Annotated in this window: 21 protein-coding genes; 20 read left to right on the forward strand and 1 reads right to left on the reverse strand. The window is 40.2% G+C overall.

Translation table 11 applies throughout. From position 1 onward, the window contains the following. Positions 1-183: 183 nt before the first annotated feature. The 6 genes from HED61_RS08395 to HED61_RS08420 all read left to right on the forward strand — a co-directional run bounded on the left by HED61_RS08395 (position 184) and on the right by HED61_RS08420 (position 6,772). Entirely contained in the window at positions 184-465 is a 282-nt protein-coding gene (locus HED61_RS08395; protein WP_003126954.1) for a hypothetical protein, read from the forward strand. A gap of 3 nt (positions 466-468) precedes the next feature. Continuing rightward, positions 469-2,505 carry a cation:proton antiporter gene (locus HED61_RS08400; protein ID WP_029486972.1) on the forward strand — a complete coding sequence of 679 codons (2,037 nt, stop codon included), beginning with the start codon at positions 469-471 and terminating at the stop codon, positions 2,503-2,505. A 121-nt stretch (positions 2,506-2,626) separates the two neighbouring features. After that, complete coding sequence (locus HED61_RS08405) at positions 2,627-4,531, forward strand: ABC-F family ATP-binding cassette domain-containing protein (protein ID WP_171918117.1); 1,905 nt, start codon at positions 2,627-2,629, stop codon at positions 4,529-4,531. A gap of 14 nt (positions 4,532-4,545) precedes the next feature. Next, positions 4,546-5,493, forward strand: coding sequence for a thymidylate synthase (locus tag HED61_RS08410; protein WP_003126957.1), 948 nt, complete (start codon positions 4,546-4,548; stop codon positions 5,491-5,493). 28 nt (positions 5,494-5,521) lie between these two features. Next, positions 5,522-6,274, forward strand: a complete 753-nt coding sequence (locus HED61_RS08415) for a hypothetical protein (protein ID WP_171918118.1) — start codon at positions 5,522-5,524, stop codon at positions 6,272-6,274. 3 nt (positions 6,275-6,277) lie between these two features. After that, entirely contained in the window at positions 6,278-6,772 is a 495-nt protein-coding gene (locus HED61_RS08420; RefSeq protein ID WP_219645276.1) for a dihydrofolate reductase, read from the forward strand. Positions 6,773-6,835: 63 nt separating this feature from the next. On the opposite strand, the gene trhA is transcribed toward HED61_RS08420, so the two are convergent. Continuing rightward, the gene (gene trhA, locus HED61_RS08425) at positions 6,836-7,489 is read right to left on the reverse strand and encodes a PAQR family membrane homeostasis protein TrhA (protein WP_113849906.1); all 654 of its coding nucleotides are present in this window, start codon (positions 7,487-7,489) and stop codon (positions 6,836-6,838) included. 126 nt (positions 7,490-7,615) lie between these two features. Between trhA and HED61_RS08430 the strand changes: the two genes are divergently transcribed. The 14 genes from HED61_RS08430 to HED61_RS08495 all read left to right on the forward strand — a co-directional run bounded on the left by HED61_RS08430 (position 7,616) and on the right by HED61_RS08495 (position 18,346). Beyond that, a complete protein-coding gene (locus HED61_RS08430) occupies positions 7,616-8,458 on the forward strand; it encodes a DegV family protein (protein ID WP_034704768.1) in 843 nt (280 codons plus the stop codon). A gap of 5 nt (positions 8,459-8,463) precedes the next feature. Next, positions 8,464-8,667: a hypothetical protein gene (locus tag HED61_RS08435; RefSeq protein WP_156247301.1), complete on the forward strand. Its 204-nt coding sequence runs from the start codon at positions 8,464-8,466 to the stop codon at positions 8,665-8,667. Continuing rightward, on the forward strand, positions 8,664-8,822 hold the full coding sequence (locus HED61_RS08440) for a hypothetical protein (protein ID WP_219645275.1): 159 nt from the start codon (positions 8,664-8,666) through the stop codon (positions 8,820-8,822). Before HED61_RS08435 ends, HED61_RS08440 begins: the two co-directional genes overlap by 4 nt. Before the next feature lie 5 nt (positions 8,823-8,827). Beyond that, positions 8,828-8,989 (forward strand): hypothetical protein, encoded by a 162-nt coding sequence (locus HED61_RS08445; RefSeq protein ID WP_156247302.1) that lies wholly within the window; start codon positions 8,828-8,830, stop codon positions 8,987-8,989. Beyond that, a complete protein-coding gene (locus HED61_RS08450; protein WP_227760699.1) occupies positions 8,986-9,243 on the forward strand; it encodes a hypothetical protein in 258 nt (85 codons plus the stop codon). Before HED61_RS08445 ends, HED61_RS08450 begins: the two co-directional genes overlap by 4 nt. 114 nt (positions 9,244-9,357) lie before the next feature. Then, positions 9,358-10,287 (forward strand): SGNH/GDSL hydrolase family protein, encoded by a 930-nt coding sequence (locus HED61_RS08455; protein WP_285926961.1) that lies wholly within the window; start codon positions 9,358-9,360, stop codon positions 10,285-10,287. Next, entirely contained in the window at positions 10,287-10,925 is a 639-nt protein-coding gene (locus HED61_RS08460) for a YpmS family protein (protein ID WP_005472266.1), read from the forward strand. The genes HED61_RS08455 and HED61_RS08460 overlap by 1 nt, the downstream gene beginning before the upstream one ends. Continuing rightward, the gene (gene msrA / locus HED61_RS08465) at positions 10,925-11,446 is read left to right on the forward strand and encodes a peptide-methionine (S)-S-oxide reductase MsrA (protein ID WP_113849904.1); all 522 of its coding nucleotides are present in this window, start codon (positions 10,925-10,927) and stop codon (positions 11,444-11,446) included. The genes HED61_RS08460 and msrA overlap by 1 nt, the downstream gene beginning before the upstream one ends. Further along, entirely contained in the window at positions 11,439-11,660 is a 222-nt protein-coding gene (locus HED61_RS08470; RefSeq protein ID WP_003126967.1) for a YozE family protein, read from the forward strand. Before msrA ends, HED61_RS08470 begins: the two co-directional genes overlap by 8 nt. 75 nt (positions 11,661-11,735) lie before the next feature. Then, positions 11,736-13,157 (forward strand): S41 family peptidase, encoded by a 1,422-nt coding sequence (locus tag HED61_RS08475; RefSeq protein ID WP_171918120.1) that lies wholly within the window; start codon positions 11,736-11,738, stop codon positions 13,155-13,157. A gap of 26 nt (positions 13,158-13,183) precedes the next feature. After that, positions 13,184-13,732 carry a signal peptidase I gene (lepB, locus tag HED61_RS08480; RefSeq protein ID WP_003126969.1) on the forward strand — a complete coding sequence of 183 codons (549 nt, stop codon included), beginning with the start codon at positions 13,184-13,186 and terminating at the stop codon, positions 13,730-13,732. Between the two features lie 442 nt (positions 13,733-14,174). Beyond that, positions 14,175-15,011 (forward strand): PRD domain-containing protein, encoded by an 837-nt coding sequence (locus HED61_RS08485; protein WP_003126971.1) that lies wholly within the window; start codon positions 14,175-14,177, stop codon positions 15,009-15,011. 1 nt (position 15,012) lies between these two features. Then, positions 15,013-16,866 (forward strand): PTS beta-glucoside transporter subunit IIBCA, encoded by a 1,854-nt coding sequence (locus tag HED61_RS08490; protein WP_005472277.1) that lies wholly within the window; start codon positions 15,013-15,015, stop codon positions 16,864-16,866. A 34-nt stretch (positions 16,867-16,900) separates the two neighbouring features. Next, positions 16,901-18,346 carry a family 1 glycosylhydrolase gene (locus HED61_RS08495; protein ID WP_219645274.1) on the forward strand — a complete coding sequence of 482 codons (1,446 nt, stop codon included), beginning with the start codon at positions 16,901-16,903 and terminating at the stop codon, positions 18,344-18,346. Positions 18,347-18,560: the final 214 nt, after the last annotated feature.

Consider the following 18,560-nt stretch of genomic DNA (forward strand, 5'->3'; position numbering starts at 1 on the left):
TTATTAAGAGATTATCAATAATTCGGAGAGAAACCTCTTTTTTAGTAAGTGGGTCTTGCTATTTTTGGTTGAATGGCATAGAATACTCTCGGTCAACAAGAAATGAAAAAGCAGGATTGGTTTCAATCATTTTTCATTTTAACTGACTTCTATTATAATTGACTAGAATTGCAGGGGGCTATCATGACGAAGCAATGTTTAACGAAACAAGAATTGATGGAACGCCTAGGGGAGTTCTCACCAGCAGAAAAAAAAGAAATCCGCGAATATTTGCAACGGAAGAATCCATTGCTGTTTCGCAAATTTGAACGCATGAAACATGAATTATTTCGTCTAGAATCAAGACGGATTCAATGTGAAATCGAAAAAAATGAAAAGGAGTTGAATCAGCTCGATCATAAGATTCTCATGAAAAAAGAACATTTTCTTGAGTTATTAATCGCAATTCGAAAGAAAAGAGGATAATGGATGGAATTTATTGAACTTATCATCATCATCGCGATCCTCGTGACCTTTTCAAATATTGTCAGCAAAATACTGCCATCAGTACCGATTTTCTTCATTCAGATTATCTTAGGCATTCTGCTAGGATTGACTGAAATGGGACAAGAAATCGCATTTGAACCAGAGATGTTTCTAGTGATGATCATTGGACCGCTATTGTTTCGAGAAGGAGAACGAGCCGATGTTCCGGAAATCTTGAAGAACAGTAAGATCGTTTTGTTTCTGGCCTTTGGCGGTGTTTTGCTGACCTTATTTGCAGTGGGAACGACACTGCATTGGCTGATGCCATCGATTCCTTTGGCTGCTTGTTATGCTTTTGGCGCTGCCTTAGGACCAACAGATGCGGTAGCCGTCTCATCTTTAGCGAAACGCTTAAAAATTTCCAAGAACATCATGCATATTTTAGAAGGCGAAGGTCTTTTGAATGATGCTTCCGGGGTAACAGCGCTCCAATTTGCTATCGTTGCTTTAGTCACTGGTAGCTTTTCTGTTATGGGGGCTGGCTTTCAATTGCTTTTTTCGAGTATTGGCGGCGGCTTGATTGGTTACTTGATCGTTTGGCTAAAACGGCGGATCATTCGCTTTATTGAAAAAATATCTGCCCAAGATGTCACTGTTTATCTGTTGATCGAACTACTATTGCCTTTTGCAGCCTACTTGATTGCAGAAATGGTTGGAGTATCTGGTATCATTGCGGCAGTTGTTGCCGGTGTAGCGCAAGCACAAAGAAGACGACGAGTCTCTTTGTTCGATGCGGAACTAGCCAATATCTCTGAAAGTACGTGGTCAACAATTGTATTTACGTTGAACGCCCTTGTTTTTTTATTTTTAGGGATTGAACTTTCGCAAGTATTTTCACCCATTTGGGAAAGCAATTCTTATGCAAATGGTCATTTAGTCTTGACCATCGTAGTAGTAACACTCGTTATCTTCTTCATTCGTTTCTTATTCCTTCTTTTTTATTATCAGTTTTTACAATCAAAAAAAATCGTGGACTTGAAGCAAGTAGCTTTGTTGACCTTTGGAGGGGTCAAAGGAACGGTCAGCTTAGCGGCAATTTTTATCTTGCCTGTAACGATCAACGGTGACCAATTTGAAGCCCGCAGTTTGCTCTTATTTTTGACGGCTTGTGTCATCTTAGCGACTTTAGTGATCAGTGTACTTGTCTTGCCTTATTTGGCAGATGGTGAAGCTGCCGAATCTGTTGATTTCAATCAGTTGCTGATTTTAGAAGAAGTCATCCAGATCTTGGAAGAAGAAGAGAAAGAAACTACGGATGCCAAAGAGCGCTTAGCGACAGATGCAGTAATCAATACTTATGAAAATCGACGCTGGGAATTGTATCGCAATAGTTTAACTGATTCTGAAAAGCAAGAGATACAGGAAATTCAAGGATTGATTCTATCCATTGAACAGGATGGTTTGGATGAAGCCTACCGAAAAGGTGAGGTTAGCTCCAATGGGTATCGCTTTTATTCCCGGTTCATTTCGCAGCAGCAGCATTCGTTAGCAAAACAGTTCTTGTCTTTTTTCAGTTTTTGGCTTTTGATCATTCAACGTTTTGTACGGATCATTTTTCATCCCAAGCTGTTTTGGCAGCGCCAGCAGCAGCTGAAGGATGCATTGAAACAAAGAGATATATCAGAAGTACAAAAAATCTATATCAAAAACAGTGATTATATTTTTCATAGTCTAAGCAACTTAGAAGATGTCTACGATTCATCTTTGATCAACTTCTTTATACGTCAAAGGGAAATGAGCTTAAAGCGTTTTGAGCATAATAACTTCATTGAGACTATCATGATTGAACAAGAACCGATTTTTGTCAAAAAAGTTTTACGAGGCTATTATTTAGAACGAAAAACGATCGATGAATATGAGGTAGCCGAAAAAATTCCAACGATCTCTGCAAACGAATATCGACGCAACGTAAATCTCTTGGAATCTTATGCGATGGCTCGCGCAGATGAACAGCCGAAACAGCGAATGTTTCGTAGATAAAACAACAACTTCTTCGTCTCAGGGTTGAGATGGAGCGGTTGTTTTTTTCTTTTTTCTTAAAGACCCTGTCATGCTTATGTGGTACAATGGGCGAAGAAAAATAGATCTCAGGAGGGATTCTGTGAAAGAATTAAAAGTAAGTGAGCTTACAAAAACTTACGGCGATAAAACATTATTTGATCAGCTTTCTTTTCTGATACATGAGAAAGACCGGATTGGCTTGATTGGTGTCAATGGGACAGGCAAATCAAGTTTACTGACGATCTTGGCTGGAATTGAAGCCGGAGATGGCGACCGTCCCTCTGTTTTTAAACCACAAGATTATCGAATCGGCTTTTTGGCGCAAGAAAGTCAATTAAAAGAAGAATTATCGGTTGTTGATGCGGTCTTCCAAGGAACAAGTCCATTAATCAAAACCGTTCGTGACTATGAGAAAGCTTTGATTCAGCTGGAACAAAATGGCTCAGATCCTACAGTGCAAGCTGCCTACAGCAGAGCAGAAGAAGCTATGAATAAAACAGATGCTTGGAATACGGATACAACGGCAAAAATCATTTTGCAGAAATTAGGGATTTCAGATTTAAAACAACCAGTCAATGAACTTTCAGGTGGGCAAAAAAAACGAGTGGGGTTAGCGCAAGTGTTGATCGATGAACCGGATTTACTATTGTTGGATGAGCCGACGAACCATCTTGACTATGAAGCTATCCAATGGCTAGAAGGCTATTTGAAAAACTATCGCGGCGCACTGATGATGGTCACTCATGATCGCTATTTTCTTGACCGGGTAGCCAATCGCGTGTTTGAACTCTCTTTTGGTAAACTTTATGAATATCAAGGAAATTATGAGGACTATTTATTAGCCAGAGCGGAAAGAGAACGTATTGAAGAAACCCAAGAAGAAAAACGGCAACAGTTATATAAGCACGAGCTGGCATGGATTCGGACAGGCGCCAAAGCGAGAACGACTAAGCAACAAGCGCGAATCGATCGTTTCGACGATTTGAAAGAGAATATGAACCAAGTCAAACGGAATGGAGAAGTGCAGATTGATGTTGCGACCTCACGTTTAGGTAAGCAAGTGTTGGAAATCAAAGAAGGTAGTTATGCAATTGAAGGCAAACCAATTCTATCTCAATTTGATTTATTGATTCAGTCGCGAGAACGTTTAGGCATTACTGGTGAGAATGGTGCAGGTAAATCAACCTTGCTGAATGTGTTGGCGGGACGTCTCTCATTAGATTCAGGAACACGGATTATTGGCTCAACCGTCAAATTAGCTTATTATACGCAAACCAATGAGACGATGGATCCGGAACAGCGAATGATTGCTTATTTACAAGAGGCAGCAGAAGAAGTAGAAAAAACAGATGGTGCCCATGTCAGTGTAGCGGAAATGCTGGAACAATTTTTGTTCCCCCGTTTCATGCATGGAACAAAGATCGGTAAATTATCTGGTGGTGAAAAACGCCGCCTATTCTTATTGAAATTATTGATTGGTCAACCAAATGTTCTATTGTTGGATGAGCCAACGAATGATTTGGATATTGATACATTAACTGTTTTGGAGAACTATCTTGAATCATTTCCTGGTGCCGTAATTACAGTTTCTCATGACCGTTACTTTTTAGATAAAGTTGCTGAAAAATTACTTATTTTTGAAGGCAATGCGCAAATTCTTCGCTTTTATGGTTCGATAAACGAATATTTACAAAAGACAGCAACGAAACAGGGCACAAAGAAAACTGCAGCCTCACAACCTGACAAAGGGCTACACAGCAAATTTGTTTCCGAAAAGCCAGTCAAAAAGAAACTAAGCTACATGGAACAAAAAGAATGGGCAACGATCGAAGATGAGATTGCTCTGTTAGAAGAACGAGTCGACGCACTAACTGAAGCGATGAATCAGCAGGGGGATGACTTTACGAAATTACAGCAGCTCCAAGCAGAACTTACAGAAACAGAACAATTGTTAGAAGAAAAAATGACACGCTGGGAATATTTAAGCGAGTTTTCAGACGACTAATAAGGAGGCCCATTATGGAACAAGCATATCTTGACTTAGGGAAAAAAATTTTAGAAACGGGAAATGTCAAAGGGGATCGCACAGGGACTGGAACCAAAAGTATTTTTGGTCATCAAATGCGATTTGACCTCTCTCAAGGATTTCCATTATTGACAACCAAGCGCGTACCTTTTGGTCTGATCAAAAGCGAGTTACTCTGGTTTCTTAAAGGAGATACCAATATTCGATTCTTACTGCAACATAAGAATCACATTTGGGATGAATGGGCTTTTGAGCGGTATATTAAAAGTGAGGACTATACAGGTCCTGATATGACTGATTTTGGCCGTCGCTCATTAATTGATGAAGAATTCAATGCCAGCTATCAAGAGGAATTGCAAAAATTTTGCGAACGTATTTTAAATGACGAAGCATTTGCAGAAAAATTTGGTGATCTAGGTCATGTTTACGGGTATCAATGGCGTCATTGGGAAACTACTAAAGGGGAATTTATTGATCAGATCAAAGAAGTGATTGAAATGATCAAAACAACGCCAGATTCTCGGCGCTTGATTGTTTCCGCATGGAATCCAGAAGATGTGCCGACGATGGCGCTGCCTCCTTGCCATACCATGTTTCAGTTTTATGTTCATGAAGGTCGTCTAAGTTGTCAGCTTTATCAACGAAGTGCTGATGTTTTTTTGGGGGTGCCTTTCAATATTGCTAGCTATGCGTTATTGACTCACTTGATCGCTCACGAGACAGGACTCCAAGTCGGCGAATTTATCCATACTTTAGGGGATGCCCATCTGTATAGCAATCATATGGAACAAATGAAAGAGCAGCTTTCCCGAACAATTCGTTCTGCACCTACGTTGCACTTAAATCCTGAGAAACAATCGATTTTTGACTTTGAGATGGGAGATATCACGATTGAAGGCTACGATCCGCATCCCACGATCAAGGCACCGATCGCTGTCTAACTTATTACAGTTGGGAGTGAGAAGATAGATGATAAACGATTTACAGCGGGGAATCGTCGCAACGCTGCATATTACGTCAAAAGATACCATTTCATTATCAGACGTAGAAAAAACAATTACGATCCTTCGTTCTTATTTTTCGCAAGTCATTTTAGCAGTTTCTGAAGTAACGAAACCTGAAATCAAGCGGTATTTATGGCAGCTGCCGCCCCAGATCTATCTCTTTGAATTGCCAGCAGTCGGTGCTGGTCCAGCACGTCGACAAGCTGTGGCACGCGCTGGAAAGGCATTTCCGCAACTCGCTTCCTTTCAATTATGTGATTTTGATCGTTTGATCACTTGGTGTGAGGAATACCCAGATGAACTGTCAGCTTTGAGCTGTCAGCCATTTCCTACGAACACTTTCTGTATATTAGGACGTACAAAGAAAGCCTTCCTAAGCCATCCAACTGCTTGGCAGCGGACAGAAAAGCTGGTCAATGAAATTGCAGCGGAAGTTTTTCATATCAAGGGTCTTGATATTACCGCCGGCAGTGTCTTGTTTTCTGCGGAATTGATTCCTTTACTAGTATCCGCAGATTCTTCAAGATGGACAGATGGCGAATGGCCAACCAAAGTGAAGCAGCATGGAGGGCATATTTTTTATCAAGCGTGCGAAGGCTTGTGTTATAAAGAAAGAAATACCGATCATCTGCAAGCACAGCCTGCTTATCAATTAATGAGAAGGCTGCAGATTGCAGCGGCTATTGCAGATTCACTTTATCTAGAAAGGGAGTTTTGAAACATGTTGATTGCACTTTGGGCACAAGACAAAAATGGTTTGATTGGAGAAAACGGCACATTGCCATGGCATTTGCCAAACGATCTGAAATTCTTCAAAGAACAAACTACTGGAAATTCGCTCATTATGGGGCGAAAAACGTTTGAGGGCATGAAGAAAAAAGTATTGCCAAATCGAACAACAATCGTTTTGACCAGTGACACAGCATATGAAGCAGAAGGCGTATTAGTTATGCATGATCGACAAGAAGTCTTGGATTATACTGCACAGCAAGATCATCCTGTGTTTCTAACTGGGGGTTCTGGAGTTTTCGAATCGATGATCGAAGATTGCGATCAGTTGTATCGAACAGTGATCGACGAGACATTTACCGGAGATGTCTACTTTCCTGAGATCGATTGGTCAAACTGGCATTTGGATAAAGTCATAGAAGGCGTAGTGGATGAAAAGAACATCTATCCGCACCGGTTTGAGTTTTATAGTAAGCAGAAAAAATAAATAAGGCAGCTGTTACAACATATGGTTGTAGCAGCTGCCTTATTTAAGTAAAAGCGGGTTGGATCATGTAAACCAAAGAACGGAAAAATACATTAGTCCAGCTCCGAGCATAACAAACAAATGCCAAACCACATGCATGAAGCGTACGGATTTGATACTGTAGAATAATGCGCCGACGGTATAAGAGACACCACCGCTTGCTAACAGAAAGGTACCCCAAAAACCCAGTGAAGCAATCAATGGTTTAAATGCAATCACGCAGAGCCAGCCCATAATAATATAAATTAGTGTGGATATTTTTGAAACCGTCTCTTTTTTATGCAGTGTGAGTGACTTATAAACGATCCCGCTGATGGCTAACAACCAAATCAAAATGAAAAGTGTCCAGCCCAACCAACCTTGAATACTCAGCAAGCAAAACGGCGTATAACTGCCTGCGATCAATAAAAAAATCGAGGCGTGATCAAAGACTTGGAAAACTTTTTTTGCTCGCGTGAACATCAAACTATGGAAGAGCGTAGAGAATAAGAATAACAAAATCATCATAGAGCCATAAATCGCATAGGAAATGATGTGAATAGGGGAATCTAATCGAGCCCCTTTAATCAAAAGAATAACGAGTCCAGCTATACTTAATCCAAATCCGATACCATGGGTCACCGCATTGAGTACCTCATTCAGAATCAAGTAGCGTCGTGTAAATTTCATATGATCCATCAAGCACCTTCCCTTCGAATTTAAATAAGATGAAAAAATTTTTTCTCTCTGTTATACTGATTATAAATGGTCTATGGTTATTTTACCACGAAAAGAGACTTGATTTAAAGAGAGAGTGAATGTATGATGGCAAAGCTTAAAGTTGTAACGGATTCCTCCTGTACGATGGAGCCAACCGTTCGAGACCAATTGAATATCCATGTAGTTCCGTTATCTGTAATGATCGATGGGATGGTTTATCCGGATGATGATTCATTGCCCGGAGAACGATTCATGCAAATGATGGCACAAGCAAAAGAACTTCCAAAAACGAGCCAACCACCGATTGGCCATTTTGTGGAACTGTTCGATGAATTAGGAAAAGATGGTAGTGACGTTTTATCGATACATATGACGAAGGGTCTGAGTGGAACTGTCGAAGCTGCCAGACAAGCAAGTAATTTGTCGAAAGCAAATGTGACAGTGATCGATAGTGATACGACAGATCAAGCATTGTCGTTCCAAGTGATTCGGGCAGCTCAATTAGCACAAGAAGGCAAGACATTAGCTGAAGTTTTGCCGGAAGTTGACAAAGTTCGAGAAAATACCAAATTATTTATTGGTGTCTCTACATTAGAAAATCTGGTAAAAGGCGGTCGAATCAGTCGTGCCAAAGGGTTATTATCCAGTTTATTAAATATGAAAGTGATTATGGATTTCGACCATTCAGAATTGATTCCAATCGTAAAAGGACGCGGTGTAAAAACATTTAATAAGTGGTTTGAAGAATTGAAAGACGAATTGAAACGCATGCCGAATGTGAAACAAATAGGGATCTCTCATGCAGAGGGGTTAGAGATCACAGAACAATTCAAAAAAGAATTGCAACAACTCTTTCCAGAAATGAATATTCCACTACTTCATACCACCCCAATCATCGCTACCCATACCGGCAAAGGCGCATTCGCCATTACGTATTACACCGAATAATTTTAATGACAGTATCCAAGCGATTCGTAAACACGAATCGCTTTTTGCTGCGAATCACAATGATTGGCTTGCGAAGCAAGACAGAATTGATGATGAGCAACGGCGAGCTGAGCGAGCGTAGTAACCTTGAAAAGAATCACAAAGACTGGCACACGGAGAGTGACAGAGCAGATGGTGAGCAACGGCGAGCCAAACGAGCGCGACCTTGAAAAGAATCACAATGATTGGCTTGCGAAGCAAGACAGAATTGATGGTGAGCAACGGCGAGCTGAGCGAGCGTAGTAACCTTGAAAAGAATCACAATGATTGGCTTGCGAAGCAAGACAGAATTGATGGTGAGCAACGGCGAGCTGAGCGAGCGTAGTAACCTTGAAAAGAATCACAATGATTGGCTTGCGAAGCAAGACAGAATTGATGATGAGCAACGGCGAGCCAAGCGAGCGCGACCTTGAAAAGAATCACAAAGACTGGCACACGAAGAGTGACAGAGCAGATGGTGAGCAACGGCGAGCCAAACGAGCGCGACCTTGAAAAGAATCACAATGATTGGCTTGCGAAGCAAGACAGAGTTGATGATGAGCAATGGCGAGCCAAGCGAGCGCGACCTTGAAAAGAATCATTATGGTTGTCACTCGAAAAATGACTTTTACATTCTTTTTAATGTAAGTTTAGAAGCAACTGCAGACGAAACAATGAGTACAATGAGTAGCCGAGCAGTTGATGAAGCGGGACTCGAATCAAGCAGATGGGTAGAAATTGCTTCATACTTCGCTGCTCTTCGTTGATTGAGTTTCTCGTCAATCAAAACATTTCGACTATGAATTTAATGAGAATTTTGATAAAATAGCTTAGATTATAGGTTAGGAGATTGAAGATCCGTGAAGTGGAAAAAAGTAGCAATTTATCTTTCAGTTGTATTGATCGTAGCTTTAGGTACTGGAATGCTCGGTCATTTTTTGATTCCAAAAGCGCAACCATTGCTCACACCAGTTGCGAGAACGGCAGAAGAGGGAAAGACCAAAAATGTGATCAATTACATGGCCTTAGGCGATTCGCTGACTGAAGGAGTCGGTGATGAGACGCAACAAGGAGGATTTGTGCCCATCGTTGCAGCCGATTTGCAAGATCGGTATCATTTAGCAAATGTTGTGACGACGAACTATGGAATTGCTGGAGAGCGCAGCGATCAAATCCTGAAACGAGTGAACAAAGACAAAGAATTGCGCAGTGACCTAAAGAAGGCTGACTTGATTACATTGACCGTCGGCGGGAATGATGTATTAAAAGTGATTCAAACTAATTTTTTTGGTTTGAGTGTCGATTCTTTTACCAAACCCATGGCCGACTATCAAGAACGATTAGTAGAGATGTTTGAGCAGATTCGTCAACTGAATGAAACAGCACCCATTTATGTGTTAGGGATATATAATCCTTTTTATTTAAATTTTCCAGAAATTACTGATATGCAAACGATTATTGATAATTGGAACAAAGCAACAGAAACATTTGTCAAACAACAGCAAAATGCTTATTTTATCCCAATCAATGACTTGCTATACCAAGGACTAAGTGACGAAGTTGGGATCGCAGATACGGATTCTTCTGAAGCAGGCGCTTCAGGATCAGCAGAAACTTCGGATACCACAACTTCCACCACCAACGGTATGACCGGTACTTCAGAAACTGGGGGAACAAAAGTGACCAACAATGTACTGTATGATGGGGATCGTTTCCATCCAAACAATCTAGGGTATCAGCTAATGGCGAATGCTGTTCGTGATGAATTAATCAAAACCCAAAATGTTTGGCTGATGAAGGAGGAAAAATAATGAAACAAGAAACTAATGATGTGGATAAAAAAAGTCCAATCAAAAAAATGAATTACTGGAAAATTGCTTTTCTAGTTTTAGTAGGCATTCTGTTGGGAACAACTGTCTTTTTTGCTTCACGGGTGTTTCAACAACGTGAATCTGGGATCTCAGAAAGTGCAGAACTAGTCAAACGAGACGGTAATCCTGTTTTGACCATCAACAGTAATAAGAGTCAAGTCAATCAATTGATCGATTTCTATTTAACTGATTTTCAGAAAGATCAAGAAGTAAAATACAATTTCGAGTTGAGAAATGAGGCACTACTGACAGGTCAATTTAAAGTGCTGAACTTTCCAATCACATTTTACTTATACTTTGATCCTTATGTCACCGAAGAAGGCAATGTTCAGTTAAAAGCCAAAAGTTTATCAATTGGTACTTTAGATCTGCCGACCAGTGAAGTGTTAAAAATGATCAAGCGCAGCTTCAAGTTTCCAGAGTGGATCGAGGTCAATGCGGATGAACAAATTATTTTGATTCGCTTGGATCAATTCCGCATGCAAAACGGCTTGTTTATCAAAGCGAATAAAATCAATCTAGTAGATGATGAGATCCAAATGAGTCTCTATCTGCCAGCAGAAACGGAGGACAAATAATGGAACGAGCAATTTTTGCGGGAGGGTGTTTCTGGTGTATGATTCAGCCTTTTGATGAGTTAGAAGGAGTACAGTCCATCTTTTCCGGGTATACGGCTGGACACACGGTTGACCCGACCTACGAGGAAGTAAAAAGTCATAAAACCGGTCATACAGAGGCTATTGAGATCATTTTTGATCCAGAAAAAATCAGTTTTGAGGAATTATTGACTATTTATTGGCAACAGACGGATCCCACGGATGCTTTTGGGCAGTTTGAAGATCGAGGAGACAATTACCGACCAGTCATCTTCTATTTCAATGAGGAACAAAAACAAAAAGCAGAAGCAAGCAAAGCCGCTTTGCAAGCATCGGGTCGCTTTAATGCCCCAATCGTAACGAGTATCGAACCTGCACAACCTTTTTATTTGGCAGAAGAAGAGCATCAAGAATACTACAAAAAGCATCCTGAAAATTTTGCTCGCAATCATGCGAGACGAGCAGCTTTTCTTGAGGATCACTGGGAGAATACGCATGCGTAAAAGTTTTTATACTTATTTAATGGCCATCAAAGGGCCTAGTCATACTGATGAGGCACAGATCTTTGCGACACATGCAAGTCATGATATTCAATTCCCAAAACATACCGACGATTATGATGAAGTTTCTTCTTATTTAGAATTGAACGTCGATTATTTGCCTTCTATGGATATTTTTGATCGTATTTGGGAACAGTATGTGGAGGATAATAAATAAGAGAGAGTGGAGTGGAAACTTCCTCTCTTTTTACACTAGAGGCTAAAAAATTAATGGACAGAAAGGTGTCTTTCTATGAAAAATGTTTCTTTTCACCGTTATGTGATCTCACTGATTTGTGTCGCGATCCTCTCGGGAGGCGGTGTCTACATTTGGCAAAAAAGTACGGCTGCAACACAATCCCCACAGAATCAGCCCACAGTGGCGACATCAAATGAACTGGAAAAAGTTCAAACGCTTTTTGATCAAATTCGTGCCAATTATTACCAAGAAGTAGATGAGGATGTCTTGGTCGAAGGGGCATTAAAAGGAATGACCGATGCATTAGGTGATCCTTATACAACGTATCTTAGTGAATCAGCAGCCAATGAATTGGATCAGTCTTTATCAAGCAGTTTTGAAGGAATTGGCGCCACCCTTACCCTTGTCAACGACTATCCAGAAGTGGCACAAGCCCCTATCAAGAACTCCCCAGCTGAGAAAAACGGTTTGCGTCTAAACGATCGTATTTTGAAAGTGGATGGGAAAGAAACGAAAGGCCTGTCATTAACAGAGGTCGTAAACAACATTCGTGGCAAAAAAGGGACCACAGTCAAGTTGACGATCCAACGGGAAAAAGAGACCTTTGACGTATCGATTACACGAGATACGATTCCAGTGGATACTGTTCATACAGACCTTGATAGTGAGAAAAAAATCGGGAAAATCGAAATTACGACTTTTGGTGAAAGTACTGCCTCCGAATTAAAAGAAGGAATTGAGTCACTGAGAAAGAAAGGAGCAAAATCATTTATTCTGGATGTCCGGCAAAATCCTGGTGGGCTTTTAGATCAAGTACAGATCATGGCTAGCATGTTTTTAGAAGATGGAAAAACGATCGTTAAGTTTGCAGATGATAGTGGTGTCATAAGTGAAACGAAGGCAAGTGCTGCTCTTGATGAAGGATTCAAAGTCACAGAACCGGTTGTCGTTTTGGTTGATGGCGGCAGTGCATCGGCCGCAGAAATTTTTGCAGCTGCGTTGCAAGAATCCGCAGATATACCAGTTGTCGGTACAGAAACCTTTGGTAAAGGAACTGTACAAAATGTAAAAGAATTAGGAGACAATAGTGAGCTAAAGATGACGGTCATGAAGTGGCTGACGCCAAATGAAGAATGGGTCAATGAGCAAGGTGTAATGCCAGATCATCAAGCAGATTTTCCTGAGTATGCCTATTTAGCTCCATTACCAAGAGACAAAGAATTGAAAGAAGGGCAAAGCTCAGAAGCAGTTGATCGGTTGAATCAGTTTCTTTCTGCACTAGGTTATCAGACCACCGGAGATACATTTGACCAAACCACCGTATCAGCCGTTCAAGCCGTTCAGCAAAAAGCTGAGCTGGAAGTGACAGGGAAAGTGAATGCAGAAACAGCACAAGCAATTGAGAAAGCTGTGACGGATCAATTAAAACAAGAAGATCATGCTTATTTGAAAGCTGTCGAGTTATTATCAAAGTAGTAACAAAGTAAAAGAGGAGGGACATCATGCAGCGAAGAAAAATCTGGATCGATCGCTTTTGGTTCATCATTAAATACGCGATTATTGCATTGGCCTCTGCATTCCTGATTCGTGCATTCTTGCTGATCCCTGTACCGGTAGGCGGAAATTCAATGGAAGGTACCTTAAGACAGGGGGATATGGTTTTGATCGAGAAAATCTCACCCATCAAGCGATTTGATGTCGTCGTTTTTCAAATGCCGGATGGTTCCACCTATATTAAGCGAGTGATTGGATTGCCTGGTGAATCCATTCGTTACGAAAATGATCAACTATATGTTAATGATCAGCCGGTAGATGAGAATTTCCTAGTGAAAAATCGAAAGAATGATCACGAAAATGTCTCTTATACGAATGACTTTGATCTACAGTCATTGTTGGGCGTTGAAAAGCTGGGGAAAGACAGCTATTTCGTGATAGGTGACAATCGTCGTGCCTCTAAAGACAGCCGATCATTTGGTGCCATTTCTGGAGATGCGATTTTAGGAAATGCCCGTTTTGTTTATTACCCACTAACCCATATGCGCTTTATATAATGAAAAACAAAAACATCATTTATTCATATTTTTGCGTAGGTATCGCTACTTTCAAAATATATGAGTAGATGATGTTTTTAATAGCAGCTAGTATTTTTCTGCAGAAATCAATGTTGTTGGATCCTTTGCTTGATAATAAAATGCTGTTGTTGTGTCATGTCCTTTACATAATTATTTAACACTTACTTTGTTGTTTTTCGTTATTCTATTGAAACGAACAAGCAAGAAATAATTTTATAAGTAAGCGTTGACAGTGCCATTTTAAGCTGATATACTTTGGCTGTAAGTTAGAAAAAGGAACGAGAAATAGCGCCGCAGCTGTTTCTTGAGTTATGTTACTGAGACGATCAGGCAGAACTCAGAATATATATCAAGTACACTTTCTTTTGTAAAGTTTATTTGATATTTATTCTGAGTTCTTTTTTCTGGAAAGGAGAAACGAATGAAAGTTAAAAAGATTATCAATAATAATGTTGCCTTAGTGGATAGAGGAGGGCATGAGTCGATCATCTACTTAACAGGAGTCGCATTCAAGAAAAAAGTTGGCCAACATATTTCTGACTCTGAAGTAGAGAAGACCTTTGTCTTAGATAGCCAAGATCGATTAGAGCATTTTAGCTACCTCTTATCTCGCGCCGATGATCAATTGATCCTGCTTGTAAACGAGCTCGTACAATATGGAGAAAAAGAAATCGGCAAAAGTGCCAATGATTATCTTTATTTAGCTTTGTTAGATCATTTATCCTTTGCATTGAAACGGGCAAAAAAAGATCAATATTTGAGGAGTCCATTGACTTGGGAGGTAAAAAAATTCTATCCCAGTTATTACAAAATTGGGTTAGAAGCCTTGGAAAGGATCAATCAAACCTTTCAAGTCGATTTTCCTGAAGATGAAGCCGTTGCCATTGCCTTACATTTTGTTAACTTGCAGGAAACGAAAGCAAAGTTTGATGAACAATTAGCTGATATGGAAACGTTGCGGGATATGCTGAATATTATCAAATATCATTTTACGATTACTTTAGATGAAAATAGCATGAATTATATGCGTCTTGTGACCCATCTCCAGTATTTCATCGAACGATTGCGGAACAACCAGACCTATTCCGACAATGAGTCTCAACTTTATAAACAAGTGAAAGCAATGTATCCGGAAGCATTTGCCGCGGTTGAAAAAATTGAGATCTATGTCAAAGGAAAGTTCAACAGTTACCTGACACAAGAAGAGTACACCTACTTAATGATCCACATCAATCGTGTAACAGAAAGAGGAGAATGACATGAATCAATACCATGATTTCAACGAGCAAATCATCAAATTAGTTGGCGGAAAAGCCAATATTCAAGCTGTTGTGCACTGCATGACTCGTCTTCGTTTTACTTTAAAAGATCGCTCAAAAGCAGATACAAAAAAATTGCAAGAGCTGGAAGGGGTTATTGATGTGGTAAGCAACAATGTTGCTTATCAAATTATCGTAGGAACCCATGTAAACGATGTTTACAAAGATTTAATTGACCAACTGGGAATGTCAGGAGACGAAGCAGACCAGCCAAAAACGAAGAAAAATCCGATCAAGGCGATGCTAGATGTGATTTCGGAATCAATGAATCCCATTTTAGAACCAATCATCTGTGCAGGTTTATTAGCCGCATTTCTTTCAATTATTTCATTAACCGGTTTGATTTCGACAGATAGCTCAACGTATCAAATTTTTGATGCATTACGGTCGGCTGTTTTTTATTTCTTACCTATTTTAATGGCGATGAGCTGTGCCAAACGATTAGGCGCCAGCCCTTATCTAGCAGTGGCTTTAGCAGCAACCATTTTATCTGAACCGATCAACAATGTTTCGGGATTGAGTTTATTTGGTATTGGGTTACCACAGATCACTTATTCAAATAGCTTTATCCCGATTTTATTAGCAGTATGGTTCATGGGCTATGTAACAAAGTTTGCCAAAAAAGTCATTCCTAAAAGTTTGCAGTACTTTATGTCTCCTTTAGTGATCATGCTGATTACTTTGCCAGCCACACTCCTGGTTTTTGGTCCATTAGGGTTTTATATTGGGGAAGGCATCATTGGCTTCTTCAATCTATTGATGGACACGATAGGTAGCTGGTTTGTGATGATGCTCTATTCTGCATTACAGCCATTCATCATTATGTTAGGCGCCGGCAATTTCATTATGCCTGTTGTGGCTTCATTGATTGCAGCGAATGGATATGATCCAGCGTTTATCTCATCATGTACAATCTCTGACATCGCTGTCGGCGGAGCAATGCTTGGATACTTCTTGCGTGCTCGCAACTTGAAACAAAAACAACTATTTGGGACCGTGACTTTATCCGCCATTTTAGGAGTTACCGAACCAGCCATCTATGGTGTATTCGTTAAATTCCGTCGTCCGTTTATTGCTGTGATGATCGGTGGAGGTTTAGGGGGACTGTTCGCCGGTTTAACAGGTGTCAAAGCTTATTCAATTGCTTGGGGATTATTTGGATTACCTGCCTATATTGGCGAAGGCGACTTCATGAATCTTTGGTTAATGGTGGCAGCGGTTGCGATCAGTTTTATTGGTGCGACTATCGCAGCCTATATGTTAGGGATTCCAGTAGAAAGTGATGAAGTACCGGCGGTTAAAGAGAAAGAACAACCTGTATCTTCTGAAATGATTCGTTCTACTGCTTTAAAAAGTGTAGTGGAAGGAGAAGTGGTTCCCCTCAATGAAATCAATGACCAAGCTTTTTCAACTGGTGCTTTAGGGAAAGGAATCGGTATCAAACCTATAAGTCATGTGATTCATTCGCCAATCGATGGGGAAGTGCTAACAGTCTTTCCTACCAAACACGCGATTGGTCTTCGCAGTGACCAAGGCGTTGAGGTCTTGATCCATATTGGTATCGACACTGTTTCGTTAGAAGGCAAGTATTTTACGATGAATGTGAAGCAAGGTGATCGTGTGAGGACAGGACAACCAATCGGTGAAGTAGATTTTGAAAAAGTTCGTGAAGCCGGGTATGATCCAACGACTATTGTGGTCATTACGAATACGAATGATTTTCTTGATGTGATCCCAACATCCAATAACCAGTTGGTAAAGTCGGATGATTTACTAAATATTGTCTTGCAATAGAAACCGTAATAAAGAAGATAGAAAAGGTGAGCAGATGAAGTTAAGAAATGATTTTTTATGGGGCGGCAGCATTGCCGCTCATCAATGTGAAGGTGCTTGGCAGGAAGATGGCAAAGGCCCAGCTATTATGGACTATGTCACAGTAGGCAGCTATGAACAGCCTCGTGAGATCGATAAAGAACTTCTTGCTAATAAGGTTTATCCTTCTCATACAGGCATCGATTTTTATCATCGTTATCAAGAAGATATTGCTTTGTTTGCGGAAATGGGATTCAAGGCATTGCGGATTTCTATCGACTGGTCAAGAATTTATCCTAAAGGGAACGAAGCAGAACCAAATCAAGCCGGTATCGATTTTTATCAACGAGTCGTTGACACGCTATTAAAACATGGTATCGAACCGATCATTACGCTCTATCACTTCGAAATGCCGATTCATCTAGTGACAGAATATGGTTCATGGACAAATCGCAAAGTCGTTGATTTCTATTTGCGCTTTTGTCGCACGATGTTTGAATCATTCAAAGGAAAAGTCAGATACTGGGCCACATTTAATGAGATGAACCATATCGATCCTCAAAGTGAGGCTAGTGATATCTTTACCTATATCATTGCCGGATTAAAGTACTCTGAAATCGATGCTAAGGCCCAGACATTAGCCATGATTGGCTACAATATGACGCTTGCAAGTTGTGCTGCTGTCAAAATGGGACATGAAATTGATGAAAACTTCCAAATTGGCTGTGTTTTTGGTATCGAGCCAGTCTATCCAGCAAATTGTGATCCCGTCAATGTTCTAAATGCCTATAAACAAATGGATCGTGACTTCTATCAGATCGATGCAATGTGCAATGGTCTGTTTCCCCAATACAAACTGGAAGAATATGCAGATCAAGGCATAAAAATCGTGATCTCTGAGTCAGATAAAAAAGTGTTTGCTGAGGGCAAAATTGATTTTATTGGCATGAATTACTATGCGTCTTCTGTCGCAGAATATGAAGGTGCATCGGAAGGAAAAAGTGCTTTATTTGGCGGTCTGCAAAATCCTTATTTGGAAAGCAGTAAGTGGGGATGGACGATTGATCCGATTGGCATGCGGTATTTGTTAAATTACACTTATCGAAAATACGGATTACCAATCATGATTACTGAAAACGGACTAGGTGCAGTGGATGAAATCGCAGAAGATGGGCATGTTCACGATGCGTATCGCATTGATTACTTGCACAGACATGTCGAGCAATTGTTGCTGTCAGTTGAAGAGGATCAGGTAGACTGTATCGGTTATCTAACGTGGGCGCCGATCGATTTAGTCAGTGCTACGACAGGTGAGATGAAAAAACGCTATGGATTTATCTATGTCGACAAACAAGATGATGGAACAGGGTCCTATATGCGTAAGAAAAAAGATTCCTTTGAGTGGTATCGGCAAGTCATTAACTCCAACGGTGAGAGTATCAAAAGGGAGAATCATGAGTAAAAATTAGTTTTCTATTCATTTCATTTGTATTTTTTTTCATCAAAACTTGTATCGATACGCACTTTAATAAGAAATGATGGCGATCTAGAAAGAAGTAAATTCTTTCTAGATTTTTTTGTTTTCATTGTTTTCATAAATCAGTATGAGCGATGGGAACCTCTTGGTTTCAAAAAAGTTTGATCTTTTCGATTTTGTTGATCTTAGTACTTAGCTA

The sequence above is a fragment of the Enterococcus gallinarum genome (assembly GCF_021496385.1).
In the GTDB taxonomy this organism is placed as follows: Bacteria; Bacillota; Bacilli; order Lactobacillales; family Enterococcaceae; genus Enterococcus_D; species Enterococcus_D gallinarum.

Bases quoted from the DNA above. Each gene is read 5' to 3' on its own strand.
- HED61_RS08395 (WP_003126954.1), top strand. From the start codon at position 184: ATGACGAAGCAATGTTTAACGAAACAAGAATTGATGGAACGCCTAGGG.
- HED61_RS08400 (WP_029486972.1), top strand. From the start codon at position 469: ATGGAATTTATTGAACTTATCATCATCATCGCGATCCTCGTGACCTTT.
- HED61_RS08410 (WP_003126957.1), top strand. From the start codon at position 4,546: ATGGAACAAGCATATCTTGACTTAGGGAAAAAAATTTTAGAAACGGGA.
- HED61_RS08415 (WP_171918118.1), top strand. From the start codon at position 5,522: ATGATAAACGATTTACAGCGGGGAATCGTCGCAACGCTGCATATTACG.
- HED61_RS08420 (WP_219645276.1), top strand. From the start codon at position 6,278: ATGTTGATTGCACTTTGGGCACAAGACAAAAATGGTTTGATTGGAGAA.
- trhA (WP_113849906.1), bottom strand. From the start codon at position 7,489: ATGGATCATATGAAATTTACACGACGCTACTTGATTCTGAATGAGGTA.
- HED61_RS08430 (WP_034704768.1), top strand. From the start codon at position 7,616: ATGGCAAAGCTTAAAGTTGTAACGGATTCCTCCTGTACGATGGAGCCA.
- HED61_RS08435 (WP_156247301.1), top strand. From the start codon at position 8,464: ATGACAGTATCCAAGCGATTCGTAAACACGAATCGCTTTTTGCTGCGA.
- HED61_RS08460 (WP_005472266.1), top strand. From the start codon at position 10,287: ATGAAACAAGAAACTAATGATGTGGATAAAAAAAGTCCAATCAAAAAA.
- msrA (WP_113849904.1), top strand. From the start codon at position 10,925: ATGGAACGAGCAATTTTTGCGGGAGGGTGTTTCTGGTGTATGATTCAG.
- HED61_RS08470 (WP_003126967.1), top strand. From the start codon at position 11,439: ATGCGTAAAAGTTTTTATACTTATTTAATGGCCATCAAAGGGCCTAGT.
- HED61_RS08475 (WP_171918120.1), top strand. From the start codon at position 11,736: ATGAAAAATGTTTCTTTTCACCGTTATGTGATCTCACTGATTTGTGTC.
- lepB (WP_003126969.1), top strand. From the start codon at position 13,184: ATGCAGCGAAGAAAAATCTGGATCGATCGCTTTTGGTTCATCATTAAA.
- HED61_RS08485 (WP_003126971.1), top strand. From the start codon at position 14,175: ATGAAAGTTAAAAAGATTATCAATAATAATGTTGCCTTAGTGGATAGA.
- HED61_RS08490 (WP_005472277.1), top strand. From the start codon at position 15,013: ATGAATCAATACCATGATTTCAACGAGCAAATCATCAAATTAGTTGGC.
- HED61_RS08495 (WP_219645274.1), top strand. From the start codon at position 16,901: ATGAAGTTAAGAAATGATTTTTTATGGGGCGGCAGCATTGCCGCTCAT.